Below are 23,704 nucleotides of genomic sequence, written 5' to 3' on the forward strand. Positions count from 1 at the left end.
GAACTTTAGAACAGGATTGGCAGGCAACTCTTTCATATTTCACTAGAGAGAAGGACTGCCTCCATCTCTGGCACTTTTCACATGCTTAAGCTGGGCGACAATAATAACACTAATGACAACAAGCAGGAACCAGGAGCTGATTTTGCTAAGATGAACTAGATGCCAGGTATGCTCTTGATCCGGATACGCCCATGCGCCCATAAACGTTGAAATATTTTCTGCGAGCCAGATGAAAAACCCGATGAGTAAGAAGGATAGGATGACTGGCATGCGGTATGTTCGATCGCCAACCCTGTAGGTAAACGAGGTACGGTAAAACACGGCGATAAGCAATATCGTGAGCGCCCAACGAAAATCCCACAAATAGTGATGCGTAAAGAAGTTCAAATAGATCGCTGTGCTAAGAAGAACCGTATGCCATTGCCTAGGCCAGCCATACACGGAGATGGACAGACGCCTCCAAGCCTGACATATATAACTCGCTACACTTGCATACATAAACCCGCTGTACAGCGGTACTCCCAGCAGCTTCGACCAGCCTTCCCCCGGATACGACCATGACCCCATATGAACTTTGTACAACTCCAGCAGCAGCCCTATGACATGGAACATACAAATGACTTTCAGCTCGTCGATTGTCTCCAACTTGAACGCCACCATACTGACTTGGGCAATCAGGCAGATCAGGAGAAGCAGGTCGTAGCGGTGGAAGTATGGAATCGATACGACCTTCGTCAGCGCAAGTGTTGCAAAGATGATAACCGGGAATATACAAGACATCGCCTGGCGATAGCCGAATATAAAAAGCTGCTTGATCCGGTAGAGCCATATTTCGTTTGATTGATGCAGAAGTTCCACTTACAAGCCCCCCCCTTTCTATAATTCAGGGTTTAATTTAGCACACGTTTTATCGTTTTACAATAAATTGTTACTGATATTTCACTGATGTTTATTGTTATGTGCAAAAAGAAAGAGCATTCCTCCTTGGCGGGAAATGCTCTTGTTTCAATTATTATGTTAGTCGGTTGCAGCCTGGGCAGCCGCCTAATTCTGTTCGGACTTTATTTTCAAATACAGGACCAGAGGCAGAATGATCCCCAGTAAAGCTATCCAATTGATAAATAAATAAAAAAGGGTAACGGAAATGCCATTTATGAAATCAAGTCTGATAAATAGCTCCCCTGCAGCCCAAGTGACCATAATGTTAAATCCGTTGATCACAACACTATAGCCAATAAAAGCCCAAAATTGCCCTTGGGACATATTACGGCTGGTCTCAAGCGGATTCGTCACGGAAGTATTCTCGATGGCAACAACAATCGGCAGCAGCAGCAGACGTACGTACATGAACAAGCCTGGGATAATGAACAACAGAAGACCGGCCGTGAGTATGACGTTTTGAAGAAAGTCATACATGATCATTCGCAGCCATTTGCTCAGCCCCCACCGATATGCTTGAGCTACGCTGGCGCTGCCTCCCCGCAGTCTCTCGATCAGATAATGAACCACAACCGGTATTAAGAGTGTTAGAAAGATGATCGAAATGATGACGTCCCGGATCGAATAACGCAATAATTTGAAGTCATAGGGGAACCCATAATTGGAGATTAGTTGAACCGGAACGACGGTAATTGCAGTAATAAACAGCAGCGCCCCGGCATTTTTAAAAAACAAAGAAAAAGTCTGCCCTAATACCCCACCGCCATTTGACGGACGGATCTCCGGCAGATTAGTCATCGTTGGGATCATGGATACAGCCTCCTAAGCATGAAAAAGAGCTGCCACTCATACGTGACAGCTCTCTTTGGTCTACCAGCCGAGGTCATCCTCGCGCGGGCGTTGCTCTTCCTTGATCAGAGTGTAAAGCTCACCGGCTTCATCCTTACGAGTCGTCTCCGCAATCCGTTCGATACGAACGGTTACGGTCTTCTGACCGTATTGGATCGCGAGCTCATCCCCTGGTTTAACCGTGCTGCTAGCTTTCGCTTCACGGCCGTTGATCCAAACGCGCCCTTGCTCGGATACATCCTTAGCAACGGTACGGCGCTTAATCAACCGGGACACTTTGAGGAATTTATCCAGACGCATTTATTACTTGATTGCGTCTTTCAGTTTGTTGCCTGCTTTGAATGCAGGAACTTTGGATTCTGGGATGGAGATTTCTTTACCCGTTTGCGGGTTGCGGCCAACGCGGCCGGAACGTTTACGAGTTTCGAAAGTACCGAAGCCGATCAGTTGTACTTTGTCTCCAGTAGCAAGTGCATCAGTAACTTCGCCGAGGAAGCCGTTCAGTACCGCTTCTACGTCACGTTTAGTCAAACCGCTTTTTGTTGCAATGTTGTTGATCAGATCTGTTTTGTTCATTATTAATATCCTCCTAAATTCAATTCGCCCGTTTTGTGTGGTCAGCGTTCTATGAACGCGCCGTTAGGTTGGTAATTTTAAGCATAAACACATGCACGATGATACTTATTCTGCCTGTCCTCAAAAAAATCCTGCTGAACAAGAAAAAATTTTACCGAAAGATGCGGAAATGTTGCGTTTTGTGGCGAATAAGCGGTACTATTGTCGTTTTGCTTCTTCCCACCAACGATCCATTTCTGTTAAATCAGTCTGGTCAAAAGTTTTACCGTTTATACGAAGCTGCTCCTCAATATAAGAGAATCTGCTCTTAAATTTTGTATTTGTGCGAGAGAGCGCCTCCTCAGGATCCGCATGGATAAAGCGAGAAGCGTTCACAACAGCAAACAGCAAATCTCCCAGCTCTCCTGCCTGCTCTTCCGAATCTTTCGAATCTATCGCTTCACGCAGTTCATGAAGCTCTTCTTCAATCTTGCTCAGCACCGGACCAAGCTCATCCCAGTCGAATCCAACCTTAGCCGCTTTCTTCTGCAGCTGGTACGCCTTCATAAGCGCAGGCAAATCCTTAGGAATGCCGTCTAGCTGCGATTTGCGGGTATCTGCTTCACCCTTGCGCTTCTTCTCTTCCGCCTTCATCTGCTCCCAATTGACAAGAGCTTCCTTCGCATCACCAGCGCTGCGGTCGCCGAATACATGAGGATGACGGAAGATAAGCTTCTCGTTTAGGCTCTCAATAACATCATAAGCAGAAAATGCGCCAGTCTCCTCTTCCATCTGGCTGTGCAGCATCACTTGCAGAATCACATCACCAAACTCCTCCCGCATGTGATCGGGATCATCATTATCGATAGCCTCAAGCGCTTCATACAGCTCCTCGATAAAGTTCTTACGGATCGATTGATGCGTCTGCTCGCGGTCCCACGGGCAGCCTTCAGGACTGCGAAGAATACCAACGATCTCATGCAGCCGGTCGAAAGTACGGTTAAGAACAGCGTCCTCCTCCGTGCGGGGCACCCAGATAAGAGACAAATTGCCGAAGCCCGGTGTTCGGTCCAGCTCATAGAGTGGAACTTTAATAATCTGCTCCTCGCCTATTACACCAAGTGCATGACCCACAACAACCTCATAATCATCAGGGTACCGTTCCATCAGCGCCAGCTTCACATCGGAAGCCGTATAAGCATCATAGACCTGACCAATAATCGTATGTACACGCGGCTGTACTTGGGCAGCTTTCAGCTCGGCTGCGTCAAGCAGGGCGAAGCCTTCAATTGGATCAATACCAAGACGGATAAAGGCCTGATCAAGGAAGCTCTCGCCTCCAATAATCTCAAGAGGAATATCCGCTGATAAACAGCGCTCACGCAGCAGCTGCACAGTACGCTCCGCAACCATCGGATGCCCGGGCACTGCATACAGGATTGGCGCGGACGCCGCCTGTGCCTCACGAATGAGCGTATCCGCTATTGTATCATAAACCTCCGGGAAGGTGTCATGCTGTTCGTACACGCTGTCAAACGAGGTATAAGCAAGCTGATGCTCGCGCAAGAGCGACATAACAGGATGCTGCTCTGTGCGGACGTAGATCGATGCAGCGGCCTGCAGCCGCCGCCACACGCCAAGCGTTAATTGATCGGGATCGCCGGATCCTAAGCCGACTACCGTTATTGTTTGTGCCATAACTATCGAATTCCTCCCTGCCAATGCAGATTCTACACGTAGTATACCATTTCTTGCATACGGATTAATAATACCCTGAGGCAGCAGCCGATGCTCATGCCCAACACTTGGGAATTCGGTATAATGGATACAAAAAGAAAGGACTGTCCGCTCATGAAAATTGTCATTGCACCGGATTCCTTCAAAGGCAGCTTATCTGCCGCCTCCGCTGCAGAAGCCATAGCAAAAGGCGTCCGGCGATGTGTGCCGGACGCTGATATCATAGAGATTCCAATCGCAGACGGCGGAGAAGGAACCTTGAGCAGTCTGCTCGCCTCAACTGGTGGAGAACGCGTGACGATCACGGTTGCCGGCCCGCTTTGGACGGAAGTGAATGCCTCCTATGGACTGCTTGAGCATGGCTCCGTTGCTGTCATCGAGATGGCTGAAGCCTCTGGCCTCTGCCTGCTGACGGAGGAACAGCTTAATCCCGCCTTGGCAACCACCTATGGGACAGGCGAGCTGATACGCGATGCATTAGATCGCGGATGCCGACGGTTTCTGCTCACCGTTGGCGGAAGCGCAACGAATGACGGCGGCACCGGTATGCTGCAGGCGCTTGGCATGCGTCTGCTTGGATCCGCGGGCCAGCCAGTTCCTCTTGGTGGAGGTCATCTTAAGGATATCGCTATCATTGAAGACAGCCAGTGGGACTCACGGATAGCTGAATCCACTTTCTTGATTGCTACCGATGTGCAAAACCCGCTAATCGGCGAACATGGCGCAACCCGGGTATTTGGTCCGCAAAAAGGGGCTACCCCGCAAATGGTCGAGCATTTGGAGATCGGCATGACAGATTGGGCGGATCTTATTGCCGCCAAAACCGGCGTCAAACTCCATGACCGCCCGGGTGCCGGAGCAGCTGGCGGACTATGTGGGGCTTATCTCGCCTTCTTCCCCGCTTCCCTACGCCGCGGCATTGATGTCGTTCTCGAATACACCCGTTTGGGCGATCAGCTTGCTGGTGCCAACCTCGTCATCACGGGTGAAGGGCGTATTGACCACCAGACCGCGTCAGGCAAAGCACCAATGGGCGTCGCCCAACTCGCCAAACAATATAACGTACCTGTGGTTGCCCTGGCAGGCTCGGTTAGCGCCGGCATTGACGTCTTGTATGCAGAGGGCATCCACAGCGTGCACAGTATCATGAACGAGCCCATGACTCTGCAAGAGGCCATGGAGCGCGCTCCCCTCCTGCTCGAGCAAACGGCCGAGCAGGTCGTCCGTACTTTTCTCGCGGGACGGGACGCTCTTTAATCATACAAGGTGGACGCAATGTGATTTCAGTACAGTTTCTGCAATTTAAATCTAATTGGCAGAATGTATCTCCTTCCGGTTGCTGTTGCCCTCTTAAAGCTTGAACAAGCTCGTTATAACGAGACTTTAAGAGGGCAAAGGCAAGCGTTACACTCCTCCAGGAGATACAATTCTCGCCTTTATTCAATTGCTATTTATGCAGCAAAAAGGCTGCCCACTAACTCGGGCAGCCTAGCTACAACAGAATAAGGCACATTCTACTCCATATTACTAATATTAAGGTCCCTCAGGGAGCTTAAACCTTCATTCCCTACATCTCTTCACGGCCTTAAGGCCCATCACGGACCTTAAGTTTAAGAAAATAGGCTGCCCTATGAAACGGCAGCCTATACTTGTTCTAAAAATCGCGCGCTATGGGCAATTTTTTTGATGTTGTACCACTATCGATAGATAGGGAAAGGGAATGTACTTACTGGAGGAAAGTCTACGCTTACGAAGCAGCTTCTTTCAGAAAGCTTTGAAGCGCTTGCCTTTGTACCCATGAAATCGCTTTGCGAGTTGATTCAAATTTCATGGGTACAACAGCAACCGGAAGAAAGTACATTCCCTGCACCCGACCACCATCGATTTCCCATCAACCTAGCGATAACGTGGCAGCCAATCCCCATGAGCCTCAATCAAATCGTCGCACAAAGCCACGATATCATCCATGGACAGCTCCGCCGATGTATGAGGATCGAGCATAGCCGCATGATAAATATGCTCTTTTTTACCAGTCAATGCCGCTTCAATGGTGAGCAGCTGTGTATTAATATTCGTGCGGTTAAGCGCTGCCAGCTGTGGCGGCAAATCGCCAATGTATGTCGGATTGATGCCAGAGCGGTCTACTAGACATGGCACCTCTACGCACGCTTCCTTCGGAAGGTTCGTAATCAAGCCCGTGTTCATGACGTTACCGCCGATTTTGAACGGTTTACCCGTCTCAATAGCCTCCATAATATGCGATGCATATTCATGGCTGCGGGTATGCTCGATGTTCTTGTTCGCAAGGAGCGAATCCCGCATGTTGTTCCAGCCCTTAATCTGCTCAATACAACGGCGTGGATACTCATCCAGCGGAATATTAAATCGGTCAACCAGCTCCGGATAGTTCTTTTTGATGAAATACGGATGGTATTCCGCGTTATGTTCAGATGATTCCGTAATATAATAGCCGAATTTGAGCATCAATTCGAGGCGGACCATGTCATGATGCTTCTCCTTCTGCTTCTCAATCGCACGGCGCTTGATTTCCGGATACAGGTCTACTCCGTCCTTTTTCACTTCAAGCAGCCACGCCATATGGTTAATGCCCGCAATCTTGGATTCCACACCTGTGGAGTCCATTCCTAAATTCTTGAACAGATCGGATACGCAGGACTGCACACTATGGCATAAACCAACTGTTCTTACTCCACCTGCAGTGGACAGCACGTTTGTCAGCACAGCCATCGGATTCGTATAATTCATGAACAAAGCATCCGGACAAACTTCCCTAATATCTGCAGCAAAATCCAGAACAACCGGAATCGTACGCAAATTACGGAAGATGCCCCCGATTCCTACTGTATCGGCAATGGTTTGACGCAGACCGTATTTTTTCGGAATCTCGAAATCGGTAATCGTACAAGGGTCATAACCGCCTACTTGAATCGCATTAATGACATATTTGGCGCCACGCAGCGCTTCTTTTCGGTCCGAATAAGCTTTAATGACACAGCTGCTTCCACTGGAAGCCTTCATATTCAACAGCAGCTGCTCGGAATCACGAAGCCGCTCCGCATCAATATCGTATAGCGCAAGTTCAAATCCTTGAAGCGGTTCTGTCAGCATCACATCGCCGAGCACATTTCGAACAAACACCGTACTCCCTGCACCTAAAAAAGTAATCTTGGACATCTTCGCTATCGCCTCCGTAATGTAAAAGAAATATCTCCTTCACTATATATCCGAAGTAGATAAGCGAACATGGCAAGGCCACTTATATATTTGTCATAATCCCATTTCCTTATCACTGGCCTGCTGCTTTATAATAAGACTTATAAGCCGTAATATATCCAATGGAGGAACCTGCTTATGCCTATATCCGAAATATCTCTACCTAGTCCGGCAGCGGAACGTTATATGGATTTAAGCTTGTTGTTTTACGGCAAACAGGATTGTGATCCCGGCCATTATTGGGGTCCCGGCCTTCGCGATATTTATATTCTTCACTACGTTCACAGCGGCTCGGGTCAATTCCGTTCCGAAGATCATACCTATGAGCTAAGCGCAGGACAAGGCTTTCTTATTGTGCCGGGTACGCTTGTCTACTACAAAGCAGATGACGAAATCCCATGGACCTATTCCTGGATTGGACTCAAAGGCCTTCATGCCAAATCGTTGCTTCAGCGAGCAGGACTAGACAGCTTCAACCCGATTTTTGATGCTGCCGGACATCAGGATTTTTTCGAAACAGTGTACGATCAATTTGATCAAGCGCTTGATGCGAGAAATGGGGATTTGTACAGCCAAAGTGTTCTGTACCGATACATGGCTGAACTGGTGGCCTGCAGCAAACAACCGGCCTCACCGCCGCATGTTGCAAATTCCAAAGAAGCTTATATTCATAAAGCAACAGCCTTTATCAAGAACAGCTACAGCCTTTCAATCTCAATCCAAGACATCGCCAACTTTGTAGGGCTCGACCGTACCTACCTGTCTGGCTTATTCAAGGCACATTATGGGGTGTCGCTTCAAGCTTTCCTGCTTCAATTCCGAATGAACCGTGCTGTCGAGCTGCTGCATCATAAAGAGCTGGCCATCGGTGATATTGCTCGTTCTGTCGGTTATACAGATCCTTTCCTCTTCTCGAAAATGTTCAAAAAAGTAATCGGAACTTCACCTCGAGCCTCCCGCGATCATATCGAGCAAATTTAAAATAAAATAAAGGCTTGGATTCCGCTTAGATCTAAGTGCGATCTATTAGTGGAAGGCCAAGCCCTCATCATTCCATTCTTCTTATTGTTCCATTTGCTTCGCCAGGAAACCAGCCGCCGTTTCAACCATTTTAGTCTCCATCTGCGACATTTTGACCGCATCATCTTTGCTTAGTAGAACTACCGTGCCGATTGGGTCTCCCCCAGCGACAATTGGTGCTGCAACGTAAGCGGAGTATGTGTCCTGTAAATCCTTTACGATCTCGTATGTGCCTGAAGTTCCTTCAATCGTCTTACGATTATCCATACAGCTCTCTAGAAGGGACCCGATTTGTTTCTCGAGCAATTCCTTCTTCGATGCGCCTGCAACCGCAATAATGTTATCTCGATCCGTAATGAGAGTCACATGATTGGTGCTTTCAAATAGCGATTCGGCATACTCCTTGGCAAAGTCGCCAAGCTCACCGATTGGGGAGTATTTTTTCAGTATAACTTCACCGTCGCGGTCAACAAATATTTCGAGCGGATCTCCTTCGCGAATACGTAAAGTACGGCGGATCTCCTTCGGAATCACCACACGCCCGAGATCATCGATGCGACGTACAATTCCAGTTGCTTTCATTTCTTGTTGCCCCACTTTCCTAGAGGATTTTAAGTCACTGGATACCTATTTGCCTTCATAACAAGCGATTATCCCTATCCAATTGTTCATGAATAAAGCGTTCTCGCGGAAAAAGAATGATACAGCTAGCGGAGCGCTTGTTCGAGCTGTTGTGTTACTTAGGGTCGAGCTTAGCGCGTTCGATAACGAATTCTTTTGTGAATCTGACCATAGTATTCATCGGCTCCCATTTTCTTATACACCGCGAGAGCGGCAACTATGCGGCATCCTGCTGAAGCCAGGCGATAGCCGATGTAAGTTTGGTTAGACTAGCCGTAAAGCACCATTTAAAGCATTCCCTTCTAGCTCAAAAACCTATTCCCAATGATTTAATAATTAACCCCACTAATTGTTCCACGTGAAAAAATCTCTAAAGTATTAAAAAAACCGCATGCCCCTTATAAAAATGGAGCAGCGGCTGTTAAACTCACTGTTCTTGGTCTTCAGCTTGAGGCTTTGGCTTCGGTTTCGGCAGCCTGCCGGCTTTACCTAGCGCTTCCCGGAGCAGAAACTCAATATGACCGTTTACACTGCGGAATTCATCATTGGCCCATAGCTCGATGGCACGGTGCAGTTCTGGATCGAGCCGGAGCGCAAAAGCTTTCTTTTCTTTCCCCATTGGAATATCCCTTAGGAGTACAGCGAGCCCGTATTAATAACCGGCGTTGCTCCCCGGTCTGATACGATCGCGACCATCAAATTATTGACCATCGCAGCACGCCGCTCCTCATCCAGTACGATGCCGTTCTCTGCCAGCTGCTTAAGCGCCGAGTCCACCATGCCAACCGCACCTTCTACAATTCTCTGACGAGCCGATACAATCGCAGTTGCCTGCTGGCGCTGGAGCATCGCGCTTGCGATCTCCGGAGCATAAGCCAAATGCGTCAAACGGGTCTCAATCACCTCAACACCAGCGGCTGCCAATCGGTTTTGAAGCTCGTTCATCATCTCAGCTGCAACTTCATCAGCATTGCCGCGTAGCGATTGAACTGTATTGTCCGTGAATGTATCGTAAGGATATTGAGCTGCAATATGTCGTACAGCTGTCTCGCTCTGAATTTCTACAAAACGCTCATAGTTATCAACATCAAAGGATGCTTTTGCCGTCTCCGTTACTTTGAATACGACAACGGCCCCAATCTCGACCGGATTGCCTTCCGCGTCATTAACCTTCAATGTCTGGCTGTTAAAGTTTCTTACTTTAAGCGTGACCTTCTTCTTGCTCGTGAACGGCACTACAATCCACAGACCGCTGTCTCGTACCGTCCCCACATACGTACCGAAGAAGGTAATCACCTTCGCTTCATTTGGCTGCACAATCGTCAGCGAAGATACCGCAACAACAAATATCACTTCAAGCAGTATTCCTAACACAATGAGAAAAACATTCGGTTCCAGCTGATCGGAACCAAATACAATAAGTGCGATTCCTCCAGCAAAGGACACGATGGCTGCAAGTAAAGCGAGAAATCCGTTAATATGCCAAGCTTTATGCTCCTTCATACAAACACTCCTCATATTGTTTTAATACTAATATGATATCACTTTTTACAAATTCAAGGAACCCTTTATCCTAGTATCTCAAAAATAATACAGCAAAAAAGCTGATCTCATCATTTGACATGATAAGACCAGCTTTCTCTAACAAAATCTTATTTATTTGCAGCAGGTGATTCGGATGCCGCTGGGGATCCCGATGCTGCTGGAGATTCCGAAGATGCTGGCGATGCAGATGCATCAGTCGAAGCTGCTGGAGACTCAGCCGCTTCCGGCAACGTAATTTTCACATCTTGTTTCGGCATTTCATCTGTCATGAATGTGTTCATGTGGTTGTAAGCAACCACACTTTGTACTTCACTCTTCTGATCGGCTGTCAGCTTATCGTAAGTCGCTTGGTCGCGTTTCTCAACCAGGATGACATGGTAGCCGTACTCCGTTTCAACCGGATCACCGATTTTGTTAAGTGGTTGTGTAAGAGCAGCATTCTTAAAGCCTTCTACCCAGTCACTTGCTTTCGCATCTACATACTGGCCGCCGTTGTCCTTCGAACCTGTGTCGTCGGAATATGTTTTAGCGAGGGCTGTCCAATCGCCGCCAGCATCCAGCTTCGCTTTCACTTCTTTGGCACGGGCAAGAGCTTCCTCTTTCGTACGAAGCGTCTTCGTGGAATCAGCAGGGTCTGTCGTTGCTACGAGAATATGACGAACCGTTACAGGGTTATAGTTACCGATGTTTTTCTCGTATTCTGCTTTCATTTCATCGTCTGTCACTTGAGAATTCATATGTTCAACCACAACCAGCATCAGGTTGAGGTAAGTTTTAACGTCTGCGTTCGATACTTTTTTATCATCAAGCGTTTTTTGTACATCAGCATTGGTCTTGAGTGTGTCTTCAAAGCTCTTCATCTGCTTGTCCGTTTCGTCGCCAGCTTTTTTCAGCGTTGCTTCGGTAGCCTGTGCAGAGAGAATTTTGTAAGAAACGTACTGCTGAAGCAATTGCTCCTTGAATTGCGGAATTGCAATCACTTGCTCATAACCCGGTTGCATGATGTTGAAGATATCCAAATATTTGTTGAACTCCGGTTCTGTGACGGTACCGTCTTTGTAAGTCGCAACGACTGTACCCTTGCCTGCTCCTGCGAATGTCAAGCCTGAAGAACCTTCTTTATCTTTCTTGCCACCGCAAGCCGCCAAAACCGTCATGACGAGCACTGCCGCGAGAACGAGCAGTGCGCTTCTGCGCCATGTCGATTTGCGTGTTGTGTGCAACATGTTGAATCCCCTTTCAAATTGAGAAGTTTATTGTATTGTATCAGAAAACGACACGCCTTGACCACAAGGCGAAACGGATTTCACCATTCTTTGGCAGCCAGACAAGTTTTTTCCGAAGAAGCCCAGCATAAAGGAACACATTTCACTTTCTTATATTTTATACTATCAAGTCTTCGCGTCCTGCAGCGCTTCTTCGACTTTTCTCGCATTTTTGAACTGCTTCAAGAATTGCTCCAAAAGTTGAACCTTCTGATCCATTTCAAGCCCCTTGCCGCGAAGCAAAAGCGAAGGCTGCTCATCTTGCAGCGCGCCTTGTCGGAACCGATTCTCGTACGATACACAGAGCTGGTCGACGATTTTACGATCAATACGCTTCTTCTCACGTTCCCCGAAGCGAACGATCAGATCATCACCCTTCTGGCTGATCTGCTCAATCCCGTATTGCGCACCATAGACCTTAAGCCTTGCAACGGACAATAAATTATCAACCGCCTGCGGCAGATTACCGAACCGATCGATCAATTCCTCAGCCAGATCCTCTGACTCCTCAATGGATTGAACAGTCGCAACCTTCTTGTAGATCTCGATCTTCTGAATACTATCATAGATGTAATCGGAAGGTAGGTAAGCATCAATACTTACATCAATGTGCGTGGTAATAGGACGTTCTTCCTTCACCTCTACGCCATCCATCTCCGCTTTACGCTTCGCGATCTCATCAGCAAGCATCTGTGAGTACAGATCGAAGCCGACAGAAGCAATGAACCCGTGCTGCTCTGCGCCAAGCAAATTACCCGCTCCGCGAATCGCAAGGTCGCGCATAGCGATCTTGAAGCCAGAGCCAAGCTCCGTAAATTCCTTAATTGATTGCAGACGCTTCTCCGCCACCTCAGTGAGAACCTTGTCCCTTTGATAGGTGAAGTAGGCGTAAGCGATCCTATTCGAGCGGCCAACCCTCCCCCTCAGCTGGTACAGCTGGGAAAGGCCCATTTTATCCGCATCATGCACGATAAGTGTATTTACGTTAGGTATATCAACCCCGGTCTCAATAATGCTCGTGCTGACGAGCACATCAGATTCACCGTCGAGGAAATCAAGAATCGTCTTCTCAAGCTCTGTTTCGGACATTTGACCATGGCCAACAGCTACCTTCGCATCTGGTACAAGTGCATTAATCTGCTCAGCCATTTGATAGATACCCTGCACGCGGTTATACAAGTAATAGACTTGCCCGCCACGCGCCAGCTCCCGCTCAATCGCTTCACGCACCAAAGAAGTGCTGTATTCCACAACGTACGTCTGCACCGGGAAGCGGTTCTCCGGTGGTGTCTCGATAACTGACAAATCGCGTACACCCAGCATCGACATATGAAGTGTCCGCGGAATAGGAGTAGCGGTCAGGGTCAATACGTCAACGTTTGTCTTCAGCTTTTTGAGCTTTTCTTTATGCGACACGCCAAACCGCTGCTCCTCATCGACGATAAGCAGTCCCAAATCTTTGAAAATAATATCCTGTGACAAGAGGCGATGCGTCCCGATTACAACATCAACGGTGCCCGCCTTCAGCCCCTTCATCGTATCGGTCTGCTCCTTGCGGGAACGGAAACGGCTAAGTACCTGAATATTAAATGGATAGCCTGAGAAGCGCTCGCGGAACGTTTCGTAATGCTGCTGCGCAAGAATCGTCGTTGGCACAAGGATCGCTACCTGTTTACCCTCAATCGCAGCCTTAAAAGCAGCTCGGACCGCAACCTCTGTTTTACCGTAACCAACATCGCCGCATAGAAGCCGGTCCATCGGCTGTGCCTTCTGCATATCCTTCTTGATCTCTTCAATCGCCCGGAGTTGGTCCCTCGTCTCATCGTACGGGAACATCTCCTCGAACTCATTCTGATAGGCCGTATCTTGGCCAAAAGCAAACCCAGCTGCCGTCTGGCGCTGCGCATACAGCTTAATCAGATCGTCGGCAATATCCTGTACTGATGCACGGACTTTATTTTTCGCCCGTACCCATTCACTCCCGCCTAATTTATTAACCTTCGGCTCCTTCTCTTCGGAACCAACATACTTCTGGATCATGTCGACCTGCTCGACCGGCACAGACAGCTTATCGCCGCCCGCATACAAGATGTGAAGGTAATCCTTATGGATTCCCGCAATCTCAAGCGTGCCAATGCCGACATATTTGCCGATACCATGGTTCTGGTGAACGACATAATCGCCGACTTTGAGTTCGGTATAGCTCTTGATCCGCTCGGCATTGTCAATCTTCTTATCCACACGACGCGCCTTACGCTGCTTCTGCGAGAACATCTCGCCTTCCGTAATAATAACGAGATGGGAAGATGGCAGCTCAAAGCCGGATTGCAGGTTGCCCTCAATCAGGATCGGAGGCTCAATATGATAATCCTGCAGCACGCGGCGAATCCGGTCGATCCGCTCCGTGTTGCCGCCCAGCATCATGACTTTCGCACCCGTCTTCTTCCAGCGTTCCATCTCCGCTTTGAGCACGTTCATTTGCCCATGGAAATTTTGCATCGCCCGGCTGGTCATATTTAAAATATTTTGCGGCTGTGAATGCGGAATTTGACGCAGAAAGAGCGACAGGAATAACGTCTGGAATTTGCGATGATGGAGAATATCATCCGCATCCCGTGCCAGCGTGAAGCTTGGCAGCGATTTGCCGTTGGAGAGCAGATGCGTCGACCATTCAACTTCATCCCGCTCCAATTGACGTGCAGTCTCAATAAGACGAGTCGGCTCATCGAGAATAAGGAGAGTATCATCCGGCACATAGTCCAGAATCGTTTGTCTCTCTGGGTATAGCATAGATATATATTTATAGATTTCAGGGAAATACACATGCTCCCGCAGCTTCTCAATCTCGCCGCCAATTTCTTGACGCAGACGTTCCTTGGCCGCACGGTCCGTCATCTTCTCCAGCTGCTGAGCAAGCAATGACGCCGCATGCTCCGCAGCCGCATTAAAGCGGCCCTTATCTGCTACGATCTCCTGGCAAGGCGTTACAGTAAACGTCTTTAGGTTATCAAGCGAGCGTTGATCAGAAGGTTCGAAGGTACGGATAGAATCCACTTCGTCGCCAAACCACTCAATCCTGTAAGCAAGCTCTGCCGTCAGCGGGTAAAAGTCGACAATACCGCCTCGTACACTCATCTCGCCCTTCGACTCAACGCGGTCCGCACGCAAATAACCTAGACCCGTCATTTGGCGCAGGAACGCGTCCAGCTCCAGCGTGTCGCCTACCTTGACGTTTATCTTGGCATCGGACATAACTCCCTTAATCGGCTGATAACGCCGAATACCAGAAAATGGAACGACAATAATCCCGCGGAAGCCTTCGGACAGCTTAATCAGCACATCCATTCGCTGCGCCAGCGTCTCAGGACTCGAGATCGCTGCTTCGGCAGCTACCAGCTCATTCGCGGGATATAATAATACATCATCGGCCGAGAAGCATTCCTGCAAATCCTCGGCAATCTTTTGTGCAGCATACATATTATGCGTGACGACAAGCAGCGGGCGATCTAAGTCTTCCTTCACCGCCGCTACGAGTACTTGCCTGGAAGAACCAGCAAGACCCGATATCATCTGCTCGCGCATTCCTTTACGGACACCGGTAATAATCGACTGTACGTCCGGATCCGCAGCAAAAGCCTGTACTAACGCTTTCAATCGTTTAGGCACCCCGTTTCTATACACAAGCAAAACAATAGAAGCTTTACAAGTAGAATCATCGAAAAGAAGCCTCAGCCAGATGCTAAGGCTCTAAAGCACTATGCGATTATTCCGATTATTGCAGCGGATTAACGACAAGGAGCAGCTCCGGATTCGCCTCAAGCGCCTCACGGCAATAGTCGCATACGACTTTGACTGTTACGTCGCCGTTCAAGTTATACGCTATTATATCGCTGCGCTCTTCGGGGGTCAAGAAATGGAAACCCAGCTTGGTTTCCGAAATATCCTTCTCATCGATAGTCCCCATTGGCGTCCGGCAGTGCCGGCAAATATAGTTTACAGCCATATGTATGCCTCCTGAAGATTGGTTATACCCTTCAGTATGCCCGAATTATGCGAGCTTAGGCGGTCTACTTGTTAAACTTGGCCATCGTATTCTCGAAATTTGCCTTTAAAGAATATTCGACTGCATCACAAGCCTGTTCAATCATGCTTTTAAGAGCTTCCTGCTCGCTCTTCGGGAAGTTATCCAATACATAGTCCGCAATATTCCGACCCGGCTGAGGCCTTGAAATGCCCATCCTTACCCGGTTGAACTGCTGCGTGCCCAAATGCTGAATAAGTGACTTGATCCCGTTATGGCCGCCAGCACTGCCCTGGTAACGCAATCGAATCTTGCCGATCTCGGTGTCCATATCATCATATACAATAAGTCCATCTTCCCGATCAGCCTTGTAATAATCAAGGAAGCCCCGTACCGATTCACCAGACAGGTTCATATATGTCATCGGTTTAATGAGAGCAACCTTTATGCCCTGCACATGACCTTCACCGATCAGGGCCTTGCATTTGCTCTGCGTCACTTGAATATTCCAGCGCCGCGCCAGCTCATCAATCACCATAAACCCTACATTATGCCGTGTGCCCTGATAGGTTGTCCCGGGATTCCCCAGCCCTACAATCCACTTCATGCTATCCTGCTCTCCAATCTCATCTGCTTATATTTCTTTTTATTCTACATGATGGGTATGATTCCCTTCTCTGCAATAAAGCAATAAAGGAAGAAACGGTATCAGCCCCTTCTCAGGACGATACCGTTCGTTTATGCCTCACTATGCAAAATCAACTTCATGCATCTGTGCTTCTGTTGAACGAGATGCCGCTTCTTTCGCTTCTACTTCCTGTGCCTCAGCTTCCTCCGCTGTCAGATCCTTCTGAGGAACCAGGATGGTAACAAGAACCGCTGAAGGATCCGTTACAATCGTCACACCGGCTGGAACTTGAACATCGCCAACCAGATAGCTGCTGCCCATCAGAAGTCCCGTTACATCTACAGGAATCGTATCAGGAATACTTCCAGGCAGACAGCGTACTTCCAGTTCATGCAGCAAAGCCTGCACGATACCGCCCTCACGCTCACCCTGCGAATCGCCTACGAGGTCAATGCGGACATGCGCCGTCACTTCTTCATTCATATTGATCTGATGGAAATCCACATGAAGCAGCTTATGAGACAGCTTCTCACGCTGCACCGCCGCAATCATGACCGACTGCTTGCCGGCATCTGGGATTTCCAGCTCAACGACTGCATTCGGATGGGAGCGCAGCAAGGCGAGCAGCTCTTTCTCAGGCAATGCAATTGATGCTGGAGAAGCAAGCTGCTTGCCGTACACAACACCTGGCACTTTGCCGCTTGCTCTTAAGCTGCGGAGCTCGCTTTTCATATGCGTCGTTCTTTGTTCTGCTGTCATCGATATGGACATTTGATAGGAACCTCCTGAAAGTCAATTTCCATATCACTTTGCCCAACCTCTGGAAAACCTATTCTTTTTTGCTTCTTTCTTTCTTCGCTTTCGCCCGTGCACGGATTTTATCCGCATAGCCTGATTTATTCTCCTGACGCTGGCGGGCAATCGCCAGATCGCCCGATGGAACGTCATGTGTAATCGTCGAACCCGCTACGACATAAGCGCCTTCGCCAAGCTTCACAGGTGCAATCAGGTTTACGTTGCTGCCGACAAAGGCGTTATCGCCAATTTCCGTGATCGCTTTATTAAAGCCGTCATAATTGACCGTAATCGCGCCGCAGCCGATATTAACGTCTTTACCGACAACTGCATCGCCAACATAGCTCAGATGCGATACTTTGCTGCCATCACCAAGCGTTGCGTTTTTCAGCTCAACAAAGTCACCGATCTTGCAGCCCTCACCAAGCTTCGAGCCTGGACGCAGATTCGCGTAAGGGCCAACCGTGCTCTCTTTGCCTACAACCGAATCAGCAACCGTCGAATATTTCACCGATGCCCCGCTATGAATCTCGGAATTCGTAATATCTGCCTGTGGTCCAATGACGCAATCCTCGCCAATGACAGTTGTACCGCGCAGAATCGTGCCCGGATATACTATCGTATCAGCACCAATGCGCACACCCGCTTCAATATACGTATTAGCCGGGTCAATAATCGTAACGCCTTCGATCAGATGCTTACGGTTAATACGCTCGCGCATGAAACGCTCAGCTTCTGCAAGCGCTACACGATCATTAACACCGATAGCTTCAGCCAGGTCCGGCGTGCAATAAGCTTGGACCGAATCTCCCGCTTGACGGAAAATACCTACGACATCCGTCAGGTAGAATTCGCCTTGCGCGTTGTCACTTTTCACTTCTGCAAGTGCAGCGAACAGCTTCTTATTGTCAAAGCAATAGGTGCCTGTATTTATTTCTTTCACAGCCGCTTCTGCAGGAGAGCAGTCCTTCTGCTCGACAATGCGTTCTACAGCACCGTCAACGCCGCGGATCACGCGACCATACCCGGTAGGGTTATCGAAAGAAGCCGTCAGCACAGTCGCTGCTGCTCCACTTGACGTATGCAGAGCCAGCATCGCTTCAATAGTCTCTGCTTGTACTAGAGGTGTATCACCGCAAATAACAATTGTAGTGCCTTCCTCGGAGCCTAGAAGTGCTTCCGCCTGGCGGACGGCATGACCCGTTCCAAGCTGCTGCTCCTGCAGGACATACTCTGCACGATCGCCAAGATAACCTTTCACCATCTCAGCCCCATGACCTACGATTACAACCGTACGCTCACTCTTTGCCTCACTAACTGTATTTAGTACATGCTCTACCATCGGCTTGCCGCTTACTTGATGCAAAACTTTATATAGTTTCGATTTCATCCGCTTACCTTGACCGGCAGCCAGTACAATCGCCATCACTTTCAACCGTAATACCTCCTACACAACCTCTTTTGAATTTATAAGAAAGTATAATTTCTCATATACAGGGCTTAAAATCCCTGGGAATGAAACGCACCCCGCACCAAAAAAGAGCATGTGCCGTTTCACCTTGAATTCTAATAATTAATAAGACTTATCCTATAAATGATACTTAGAATTCTTCGGATTGAAACGCGCATAGCCTCATAGTCGACACTGCCGTTTCACCTTGTTTAAGACTATATCCCATAATACGCAAAAAGAAAAGAGAGCCTCTCGGCCCTCTTTCCTGATTAGTCCCCATCCGTGAGCGGCATTCGCCATCCACGAATGGGGACAATTCCGTAGCTTAATGGATAGGCTTAAGCTCCTTCTTCGATTGCTACTACTTCTTCCACTGCTGCACGCTCATATTCAGCGAGTACAGCAGCTTGGATTTTCTCCCGGGTTGTCGAAGAGATTGGGTGAGCGATATCCCGGAATTCTCCATCTGGCGTACGTTTGCTTGGCATAGCCACAAACATGCCATTGTTACCATCGATGACGCGAATATCGTGAACAACGAATTCATTGTCAATCGTGATAGAAGCAATAGCTTTCATACGCCCTTCCGAATTTACGCGGCGGAGTCTGACATCAGTAATTTGCACTTGTGTTCACCACCTTTGCCTATCTGAGACTTGGTGTATACTTCCACATTTTTGTGCAAAATCCTTTTATTTTTTTGGAAAAAAATGCGATATTTAAAAATATTTTTTAAGTTTAATTATTTTTCGTTTCTATTCGACAACAGTCGATGCAATGACTTCGATTTCGACAAGAACATCCTTCGGAAGCCTTGCTACTTCAACGGCTGAGCGTGCTGGCTTATGGTCGCCAAAGTACGAGGAATAGATGCCATTTACAATTGTAAATTGATTCATATCTTTCATAAATACAGTTGCTTTTACAACATTATTAAATGTTACACCTGCTTCTTCTAATACAGCCTGTAAATTACGGAATACCTGGTGCGTTTGCTCCTCAATTCCGCCCTCTATCAATTGACCAGATGCATCCAGCGGAATTTGGCCCGATGTAAATAAGAGATCTCCAAGCTTAATTGCCTGCGAATACGGCCCAATTGCGGCTGGCGCCTTATCCGTCGAAATAACTTGCAGCTTACCTTCTGTCGTCATGAATTCCCAACCTTTCTACACCTGTGTATTAAAATAGTTGCCCGGTATCACTTTGGTTTGCTTTGTCTTAAGATCAACAGCTGTCAAGGTCGCAAGCGAGACGTAATCCTCGAGCAGACGCTCTTCATTTTCGACCTCACCTGACTCTACGAATACCCCAACGCCAGCAACGGTCGCTTTGAATTCATACAGCAAATCCATCATCCCTTGAATCGTTCCGCCGGCCTTCATGAAATCATCAATAATAAGGACGCGGGACTGCTCCTTCAAGGCGCGTCTAGCCAATGACATCGTCTGGATCCGCTTATTGGAGCCGGATACATAATTGATGCTTACTGCTGAGCCCTCGGTCACTTTATTATCTCGTCTTACAATAACAACTGGCAGGTTGAGGCAGGCAGCCGTTGCATAAGCAAGCGGAATCCCCTTTGTCTCAACTGTCATAATCACGTCAATATTTCGATTAGCAAAAGCCGTCGCGAACATCCGTCCAATATCGGCCAGTAACTCTGGCTGTCCCAGCATATCGGTCATATACAAATAACCGCCCGGCAGTACCCTTTCAGGCTGTTCCAGTTGGCGGCAAATGTTCTCCATAATCGATAAAGCTGTAGAGGTGTGCATCTTAGGCGTATATTTAACCCCGCCTGCAGCACCAGCAAGTGTATTTAACTCACCAAAGCCTTCTTCCTCGAAGACCTCTTTTATAATGGCCAAATCTTCACTAATGGAAGACTTCGCAGACTGATAGCGATCAGCAAATGCTGTTAACGAAATTAACGTGTGGGGACGACTCAGCAAATATTGCGTCATCTCTACCAGTCTTGCGCTTCGCTTCAATTTTTTCAAAGTCATTCCCCCCACTAAATCCGAATAATATAAAGTCAATATAACATTTTTATACGGATTTAATCAAGGGAAACGTCAGCATTATGTCAGCATTCTTACCACGTATACTTCTTTACAAAAACCTCGAAGCCCATTATAGATACGTGGAAGCTTGGCTTCCTTCGAAACAAGACCAAAAACGGTTGGTCCACTGCCCGACATCAGGACGCCATCAGCACCTAGCTTTTGCATGCTTTCTTTCAGCTGCAGCACTTCCGGATATAAATCCAGGGTAACATTCTCAAGGACATTGCCTAGCCCGGCACAAATATCCGAGAATGAACCACGTTCAATTGCCGATACCATCTCCTGTGTAGAAGGATGGTTCTTCAGCTCGTTCGCTCGCAGTTTGCCGTATACATCAGCGGTTGACACGTTAATTGGAGGCTTGGCCAGCACGACCCAGCATTGCGGTGGGTTGCTGATCTGCTCGAGCTTCTCTCCGCGGCCTCGTGCAATTGCTGTACCGCCCGTTACGCAGAACGGTACATCGGAGCCAAGCTCCGCACCAAGACGGCACAGCTCGTCCTCCGGAATATTAAGCTGCCAGAGCCGGTTTAATCCGCGCAGTGCAGCTGCAGCGTCACTGCTGCCGCCTGCTAGTCCAGCTGCTACCGGTATCTTTTTATCCAAATGAATATAAACGCCCTTACGGACATCATAGCGCTCTTTAATGAGCCTTGCTGCCTGGAAGGCCAAGTTCTTCTCATCCAGCGGTATGTATCCAGCCTGGCTTGAAATAATAATCGTATCCCTCGGCAGTTCCTCAAGTTCCAGCCTGTCTGCAAGATCGACCATCGTCATGATCATCTCGACCTCATGGAAGCCGTCTTCCCGCTTCCTCATGACGTCAAGCATCAGGTTAATTTTCGCCGGAGCCTTTTCGTATATTTTCATGGCAAGCTCTCCCGTTCGTTGTTAGCTAAGCAACATTATAACAAACGGGCACAAGAAAAGCTAAGAGGTCAGCGCTGGCTTTAAGCGCCTCGCTCTCTTAGCTTTTGTTTGCAATATAATCACAGCCTGCAGCTATTGTCCGTTAGACTTTGCAGCAGCCTGCTCGGCAAGCTGGATTGCCCGCTTTACCATATTGCCGGCATCCTTTGTACTAATCCCGCCCCAGCCTTCTTGCTGCACAGTATCGATAAAACCGAGGTCTTTGGCCAATTCATATTTCAACTGCTCTGACATAACGCTTCTTCTACGGCCCATATCGTACGCACCTCCTGTCATAAGAAATGAAAGTGATTGCGTCTTATTATGCGCTTCGAACGCTGCCGCTTATGCAGGAAAAGGGGCAGATAGAAAAAGAACGCGAATCCAGGGATTCGCGTCTAAACTCGTAATTGAGATGTGCATCTATTGTTGAATATGGGTAATTCGGACTTGACCTTCATCATTGCATACGGTCACTTCCACCGACTCTGTCAGTATATCCGCATAACTGTAGGAAACGCGTTTAAACGATTGAGATTCCTGATCCAGTTTGACAATGAAAACAGAAGGGTAGATTTCTTCTAACGTGCCGGTACGTTCGATGGTCTTTCGACGGCCACCGTTAGCTCGAAGACGGATTTTGGAACCTACGTGAGCTTCCAAATTGCGTTTAATTTCCAATAGCGCATTTTTTGCCATTGTCCACTACCACCTCTTTCCTTGTCCATTATAACCAGAAAGAGGCAGTTTGTCAAATGAGGCAAAATATTATATCAGCCATGTTATTAAATTGTCAACGGTGTTTTCGCCCATTTTTTCGAATTTGATGCATAATCGGAGAAAACATGTACATATTAAGACGTTATCTTCATACTTGCCGTCGATGTAGTCACTTTTTTCGGCTTCGGTAAGCCCATCCGATGCCGCCCCATCGTCTCAATCCCACCAACTCCATCAATGCCGCTGATCGTGCCATGGATAACATCTGAAAGGTTAATCGATTCGCGAACTGACGTGTAGCTCGCTTTAATCGCAATATAAACAGGATCCAGGGCATGGATCAATATTCTACCCGGCGAGCTCGCAAAGTTGGAGCCAGCCTGAAGCAGTGCCTCAAAGTGGGACTGACAAGCGCCAGCCACGACGACAAGCCCATCCATGTTCTTCTCATATTGGCGGGCGACGCGTACCGCATTAACGAAGTTTTGTGAGTTTTTATAGCTGCTTAAGCTGTACAGATCTTCGCCTTCCCGGTTTTTTAACACACCGTCATGACCAGTAATGACCACGATATCCGGCTTTACCTGCGGCAGCAAACGGTACAAGAGCTGTGCCATTTGTGATTCATGAGCATGCACACCATGTGCCGGCACTTTCATCGTCTGGTACAGCTGCATACTCTTCCGTAAGTAGTTGCCGTCCCCATCCAAATGAAGAACCTTGCCCGGCAATTCAAAATAAGACTGGTTTTGCTGCTGCGAAGCAGCACGATCTTGACTGGATAACACCGTCAGATGCGCTTTTTCCTGCCGCATACGTTTGAGAGAGTCGTTTACTTTAATCTGCACTTGCTGCCGCGCACTTGTCGATTCAGGGTCGCGGACAACCGACAAGTCGGGAATTGGCGCATCCGCAAGCAATCGGTAGTCCGTGCCTTTAATTAATGCTTGATCGGATCGCATATCTTCAACTCGGAACAGCACGTCACCGCCATACGATTTGCGGACGACCAGGTCCCCTTGCTTCATGGGTAAATCACCTCTTCGTCTATCGTATGGGTGGAGGGGGCGGAATGTGCGGAGAAAATTGTGCGGATGGTGGGAGTGCGATGAGCTTCGGCTGCCGCGCTGAGGGACGGGGTATCTCCCTACGGCCGCTGTTGCCCTTACTTTGCTTTGAACGTATGTTTCTTAGGTAGCAAAGTAAGGGCAAAGGCGGACGCTCCGCTCCTTAAGGGAGATCCCCCTTACCCTCTTGCGGATAGCCTGCGCTACCCAATTATCTCCCACATTCCTTGTGGGAGACAGGGTGGTGCCGTGCTGCCTCACTTAGCACGGCGTCGAT

24 protein-coding genes are annotated in these 23,704 nt (G+C 48.3%); 2 read left to right on the forward strand and 22 right to left on the reverse strand.

What is annotated here, in order from left to right; translation table 11 throughout:
• Window positions 1-42: 42 nt before the first annotated feature.
• From AB4Y93_RS27155 to mazG, 5 genes are all read right to left on the reverse strand, one after another.
• Window positions 43-858, reverse strand: coding sequence for a DUF817 domain-containing protein (locus AB4Y93_RS27155; protein WP_441896760.1), 816 nt, complete (start codon window positions 856-858; stop codon window positions 43-45).
• A gap of 186 nt (window positions 859-1,044) precedes the next feature.
• A complete protein-coding gene (locus AB4Y93_RS27160) occupies window positions 1,045-1,749 on the reverse strand; it encodes a hypothetical protein (RefSeq protein WP_441896761.1) in 705 nt (234 codons plus the stop codon).
• A 60-nt stretch (window positions 1,750-1,809) separates the two neighbouring features.
• The gene (locus AB4Y93_RS27165; protein WP_091190550.1) at window positions 1,810-2,088 is read right to left on the reverse strand and encodes an RNA-binding S4 domain-containing protein; all 279 of its coding nucleotides are present in this window, start codon (window positions 2,086-2,088) and stop codon (window positions 1,810-1,812) included.
• A gap of 3 nt (window positions 2,089-2,091) precedes the next feature.
• Window positions 2,092-2,364 (reverse strand): HU family DNA-binding protein, encoded by a 273-nt coding sequence (locus tag AB4Y93_RS27170; RefSeq protein WP_091190548.1) that lies wholly within the window; start codon window positions 2,362-2,364, stop codon window positions 2,092-2,094.
• A gap of 198 nt (window positions 2,365-2,562) precedes the next feature.
• A complete protein-coding gene (mazG, locus tag AB4Y93_RS27175; RefSeq protein WP_441896763.1) occupies window positions 2,563-4,041 on the reverse strand; it encodes a nucleoside triphosphate pyrophosphohydrolase in 1,479 nt (492 codons plus the stop codon).
• Window positions 4,042-4,194: 153 nt separating this feature from the next.
• Here mazG and AB4Y93_RS27180 point away from each other — a divergent pair, with 153 nt between their 5' ends.
• Entirely contained in the window at window positions 4,195-5,337 is a 1,143-nt protein-coding gene (locus tag AB4Y93_RS27180) for a glycerate kinase (protein ID WP_441896822.1), read from the forward strand.
• 639 nt (window positions 5,338-5,976) lie between these two features.
• Here the strand turns inward: AB4Y93_RS27180 and AB4Y93_RS27185 are convergent.
• A complete protein-coding gene (locus AB4Y93_RS27185; protein WP_441896765.1) occupies window positions 5,977-7,275 on the reverse strand; it encodes an alpha-glucosidase/alpha-galactosidase in 1,299 nt (432 codons plus the stop codon).
• A gap of 177 nt (window positions 7,276-7,452) precedes the next feature.
• Here AB4Y93_RS27185 and AB4Y93_RS27190 point away from each other — a divergent pair, with 177 nt between their 5' ends.
• Window positions 7,453-8,295, forward strand: a complete 843-nt coding sequence (locus tag AB4Y93_RS27190) for an AraC family transcriptional regulator (protein WP_441896767.1) — start codon at window positions 7,453-7,455, stop codon at window positions 8,293-8,295.
• 81 nt (window positions 8,296-8,376) lie between these two features.
• On the opposite strand, the gene spoVT is transcribed toward AB4Y93_RS27190, so the two are convergent.
• From spoVT to yabG, 16 genes are all read right to left on the reverse strand, one after another.
• The gene (spoVT, locus tag AB4Y93_RS27195) at window positions 8,377-8,916 is read right to left on the reverse strand and encodes a stage V sporulation protein T (RefSeq protein WP_167282725.1); all 540 of its coding nucleotides are present in this window, start codon (window positions 8,914-8,916) and stop codon (window positions 8,377-8,379) included.
• Between the two features lie 466 nt (window positions 8,917-9,382).
• Window positions 9,383-9,574: a toxin-antitoxin system HicB family antitoxin gene (locus tag AB4Y93_RS27200; RefSeq protein WP_441896769.1), complete on the reverse strand. Its 192-nt coding sequence runs from the start codon at window positions 9,572-9,574 to the stop codon at window positions 9,383-9,385.
• 11 nt (window positions 9,575-9,585) lie between these two features.
• A complete protein-coding gene (locus AB4Y93_RS27205; protein WP_441896771.1) occupies window positions 9,586-10,458 on the reverse strand; it encodes an SPFH domain-containing protein in 873 nt (290 codons plus the stop codon).
• A gap of 149 nt (window positions 10,459-10,607) precedes the next feature.
• Entirely contained in the window at window positions 10,608-11,726 is a 1,119-nt protein-coding gene (locus tag AB4Y93_RS27210) for a foldase protein PrsA (protein ID WP_441896773.1), read from the reverse strand.
• Between the two features lie 165 nt (window positions 11,727-11,891).
• Window positions 11,892-15,419, reverse strand: coding sequence for a transcription-repair coupling factor (gene mfd / locus AB4Y93_RS27215; RefSeq protein WP_441896775.1), 3,528 nt, complete (start codon window positions 15,417-15,419; stop codon window positions 11,892-11,894).
• A gap of 118 nt (window positions 15,420-15,537) precedes the next feature.
• Window positions 15,538-15,768, reverse strand: coding sequence for an anti-sigma-F factor Fin (locus tag AB4Y93_RS27220; RefSeq protein WP_441896777.1), 231 nt, complete (start codon window positions 15,766-15,768; stop codon window positions 15,538-15,540).
• A 64-nt stretch (window positions 15,769-15,832) separates the two neighbouring features.
• Window positions 15,833-16,393 carry an aminoacyl-tRNA hydrolase gene (gene pth, locus AB4Y93_RS27225; RefSeq protein ID WP_441896779.1) on the reverse strand — a complete coding sequence of 187 codons (561 nt, stop codon included), beginning with the start codon at window positions 16,391-16,393 and terminating at the stop codon, window positions 15,833-15,835.
• Between the two features lie 141 nt (window positions 16,394-16,534).
• The gene (locus AB4Y93_RS27230) at window positions 16,535-17,185 is read right to left on the reverse strand and encodes a 50S ribosomal protein L25 (RefSeq protein WP_441896781.1); all 651 of its coding nucleotides are present in this window, start codon (window positions 17,183-17,185) and stop codon (window positions 16,535-16,537) included.
• Between the two features lie 58 nt (window positions 17,186-17,243).
• Window positions 17,244-18,644 (reverse strand): bifunctional UDP-N-acetylglucosamine diphosphorylase/glucosamine-1-phosphate N-acetyltransferase GlmU, encoded by a 1,401-nt coding sequence (glmU, locus tag AB4Y93_RS27235; protein ID WP_441896783.1) that lies wholly within the window; start codon window positions 18,642-18,644, stop codon window positions 17,244-17,246.
• A gap of 356 nt (window positions 18,645-19,000) precedes the next feature.
• Entirely contained in the window at window positions 19,001-19,288 is a 288-nt protein-coding gene (gene spoVG, locus AB4Y93_RS27240; RefSeq protein ID WP_167282740.1) for a septation regulator SpoVG, read from the reverse strand.
• A 129-nt stretch (window positions 19,289-19,417) separates the two neighbouring features.
• Window positions 19,418-19,816 (reverse strand): RidA family protein, encoded by a 399-nt coding sequence (locus AB4Y93_RS27245; RefSeq protein ID WP_441896786.1) that lies wholly within the window; start codon window positions 19,814-19,816, stop codon window positions 19,418-19,420.
• Between the two features lie 15 nt (window positions 19,817-19,831).
• Entirely contained in the window at window positions 19,832-20,665 is an 834-nt protein-coding gene (gene purR / locus AB4Y93_RS27250) for a pur operon repressor (RefSeq protein ID WP_441896788.1), read from the reverse strand.
• Window positions 20,666-20,746: 81 nt separating this feature from the next.
• The gene (ispE, locus tag AB4Y93_RS27255; protein ID WP_441896790.1) at window positions 20,747-21,601 is read right to left on the reverse strand and encodes a 4-(cytidine 5'-diphospho)-2-C-methyl-D-erythritol kinase; all 855 of its coding nucleotides are present in this window, start codon (window positions 21,599-21,601) and stop codon (window positions 20,747-20,749) included.
• A gap of 132 nt (window positions 21,602-21,733) precedes the next feature.
• A complete protein-coding gene (locus AB4Y93_RS27260; RefSeq protein WP_167282747.1) occupies window positions 21,734-21,916 on the reverse strand; it encodes a small, acid-soluble spore protein, alpha/beta type in 183 nt (60 codons plus the stop codon).
• A gap of 147 nt (window positions 21,917-22,063) precedes the next feature.
• Window positions 22,064-22,339, reverse strand: a complete 276-nt coding sequence (veg, locus tag AB4Y93_RS27265; protein WP_167282749.1) for a biofilm formation stimulator Veg — start codon at window positions 22,337-22,339, stop codon at window positions 22,064-22,066.
• 155 nt (window positions 22,340-22,494) lie between these two features.
• Window positions 22,495-23,388, reverse strand: coding sequence for a sporulation peptidase YabG (gene yabG, locus AB4Y93_RS27270; protein WP_441896792.1), 894 nt, complete (start codon window positions 23,386-23,388; stop codon window positions 22,495-22,497).
• Between the last annotated feature and the right edge of the window lie 316 nt (window positions 23,389-23,704).

The organism is Paenibacillus sp. YAF4_2 (assembly GCF_052113225.1).
In the GTDB taxonomy this organism is placed as follows: Bacteria; Bacillota; Bacilli; order Paenibacillales; family Paenibacillaceae; genus Pristimantibacillus.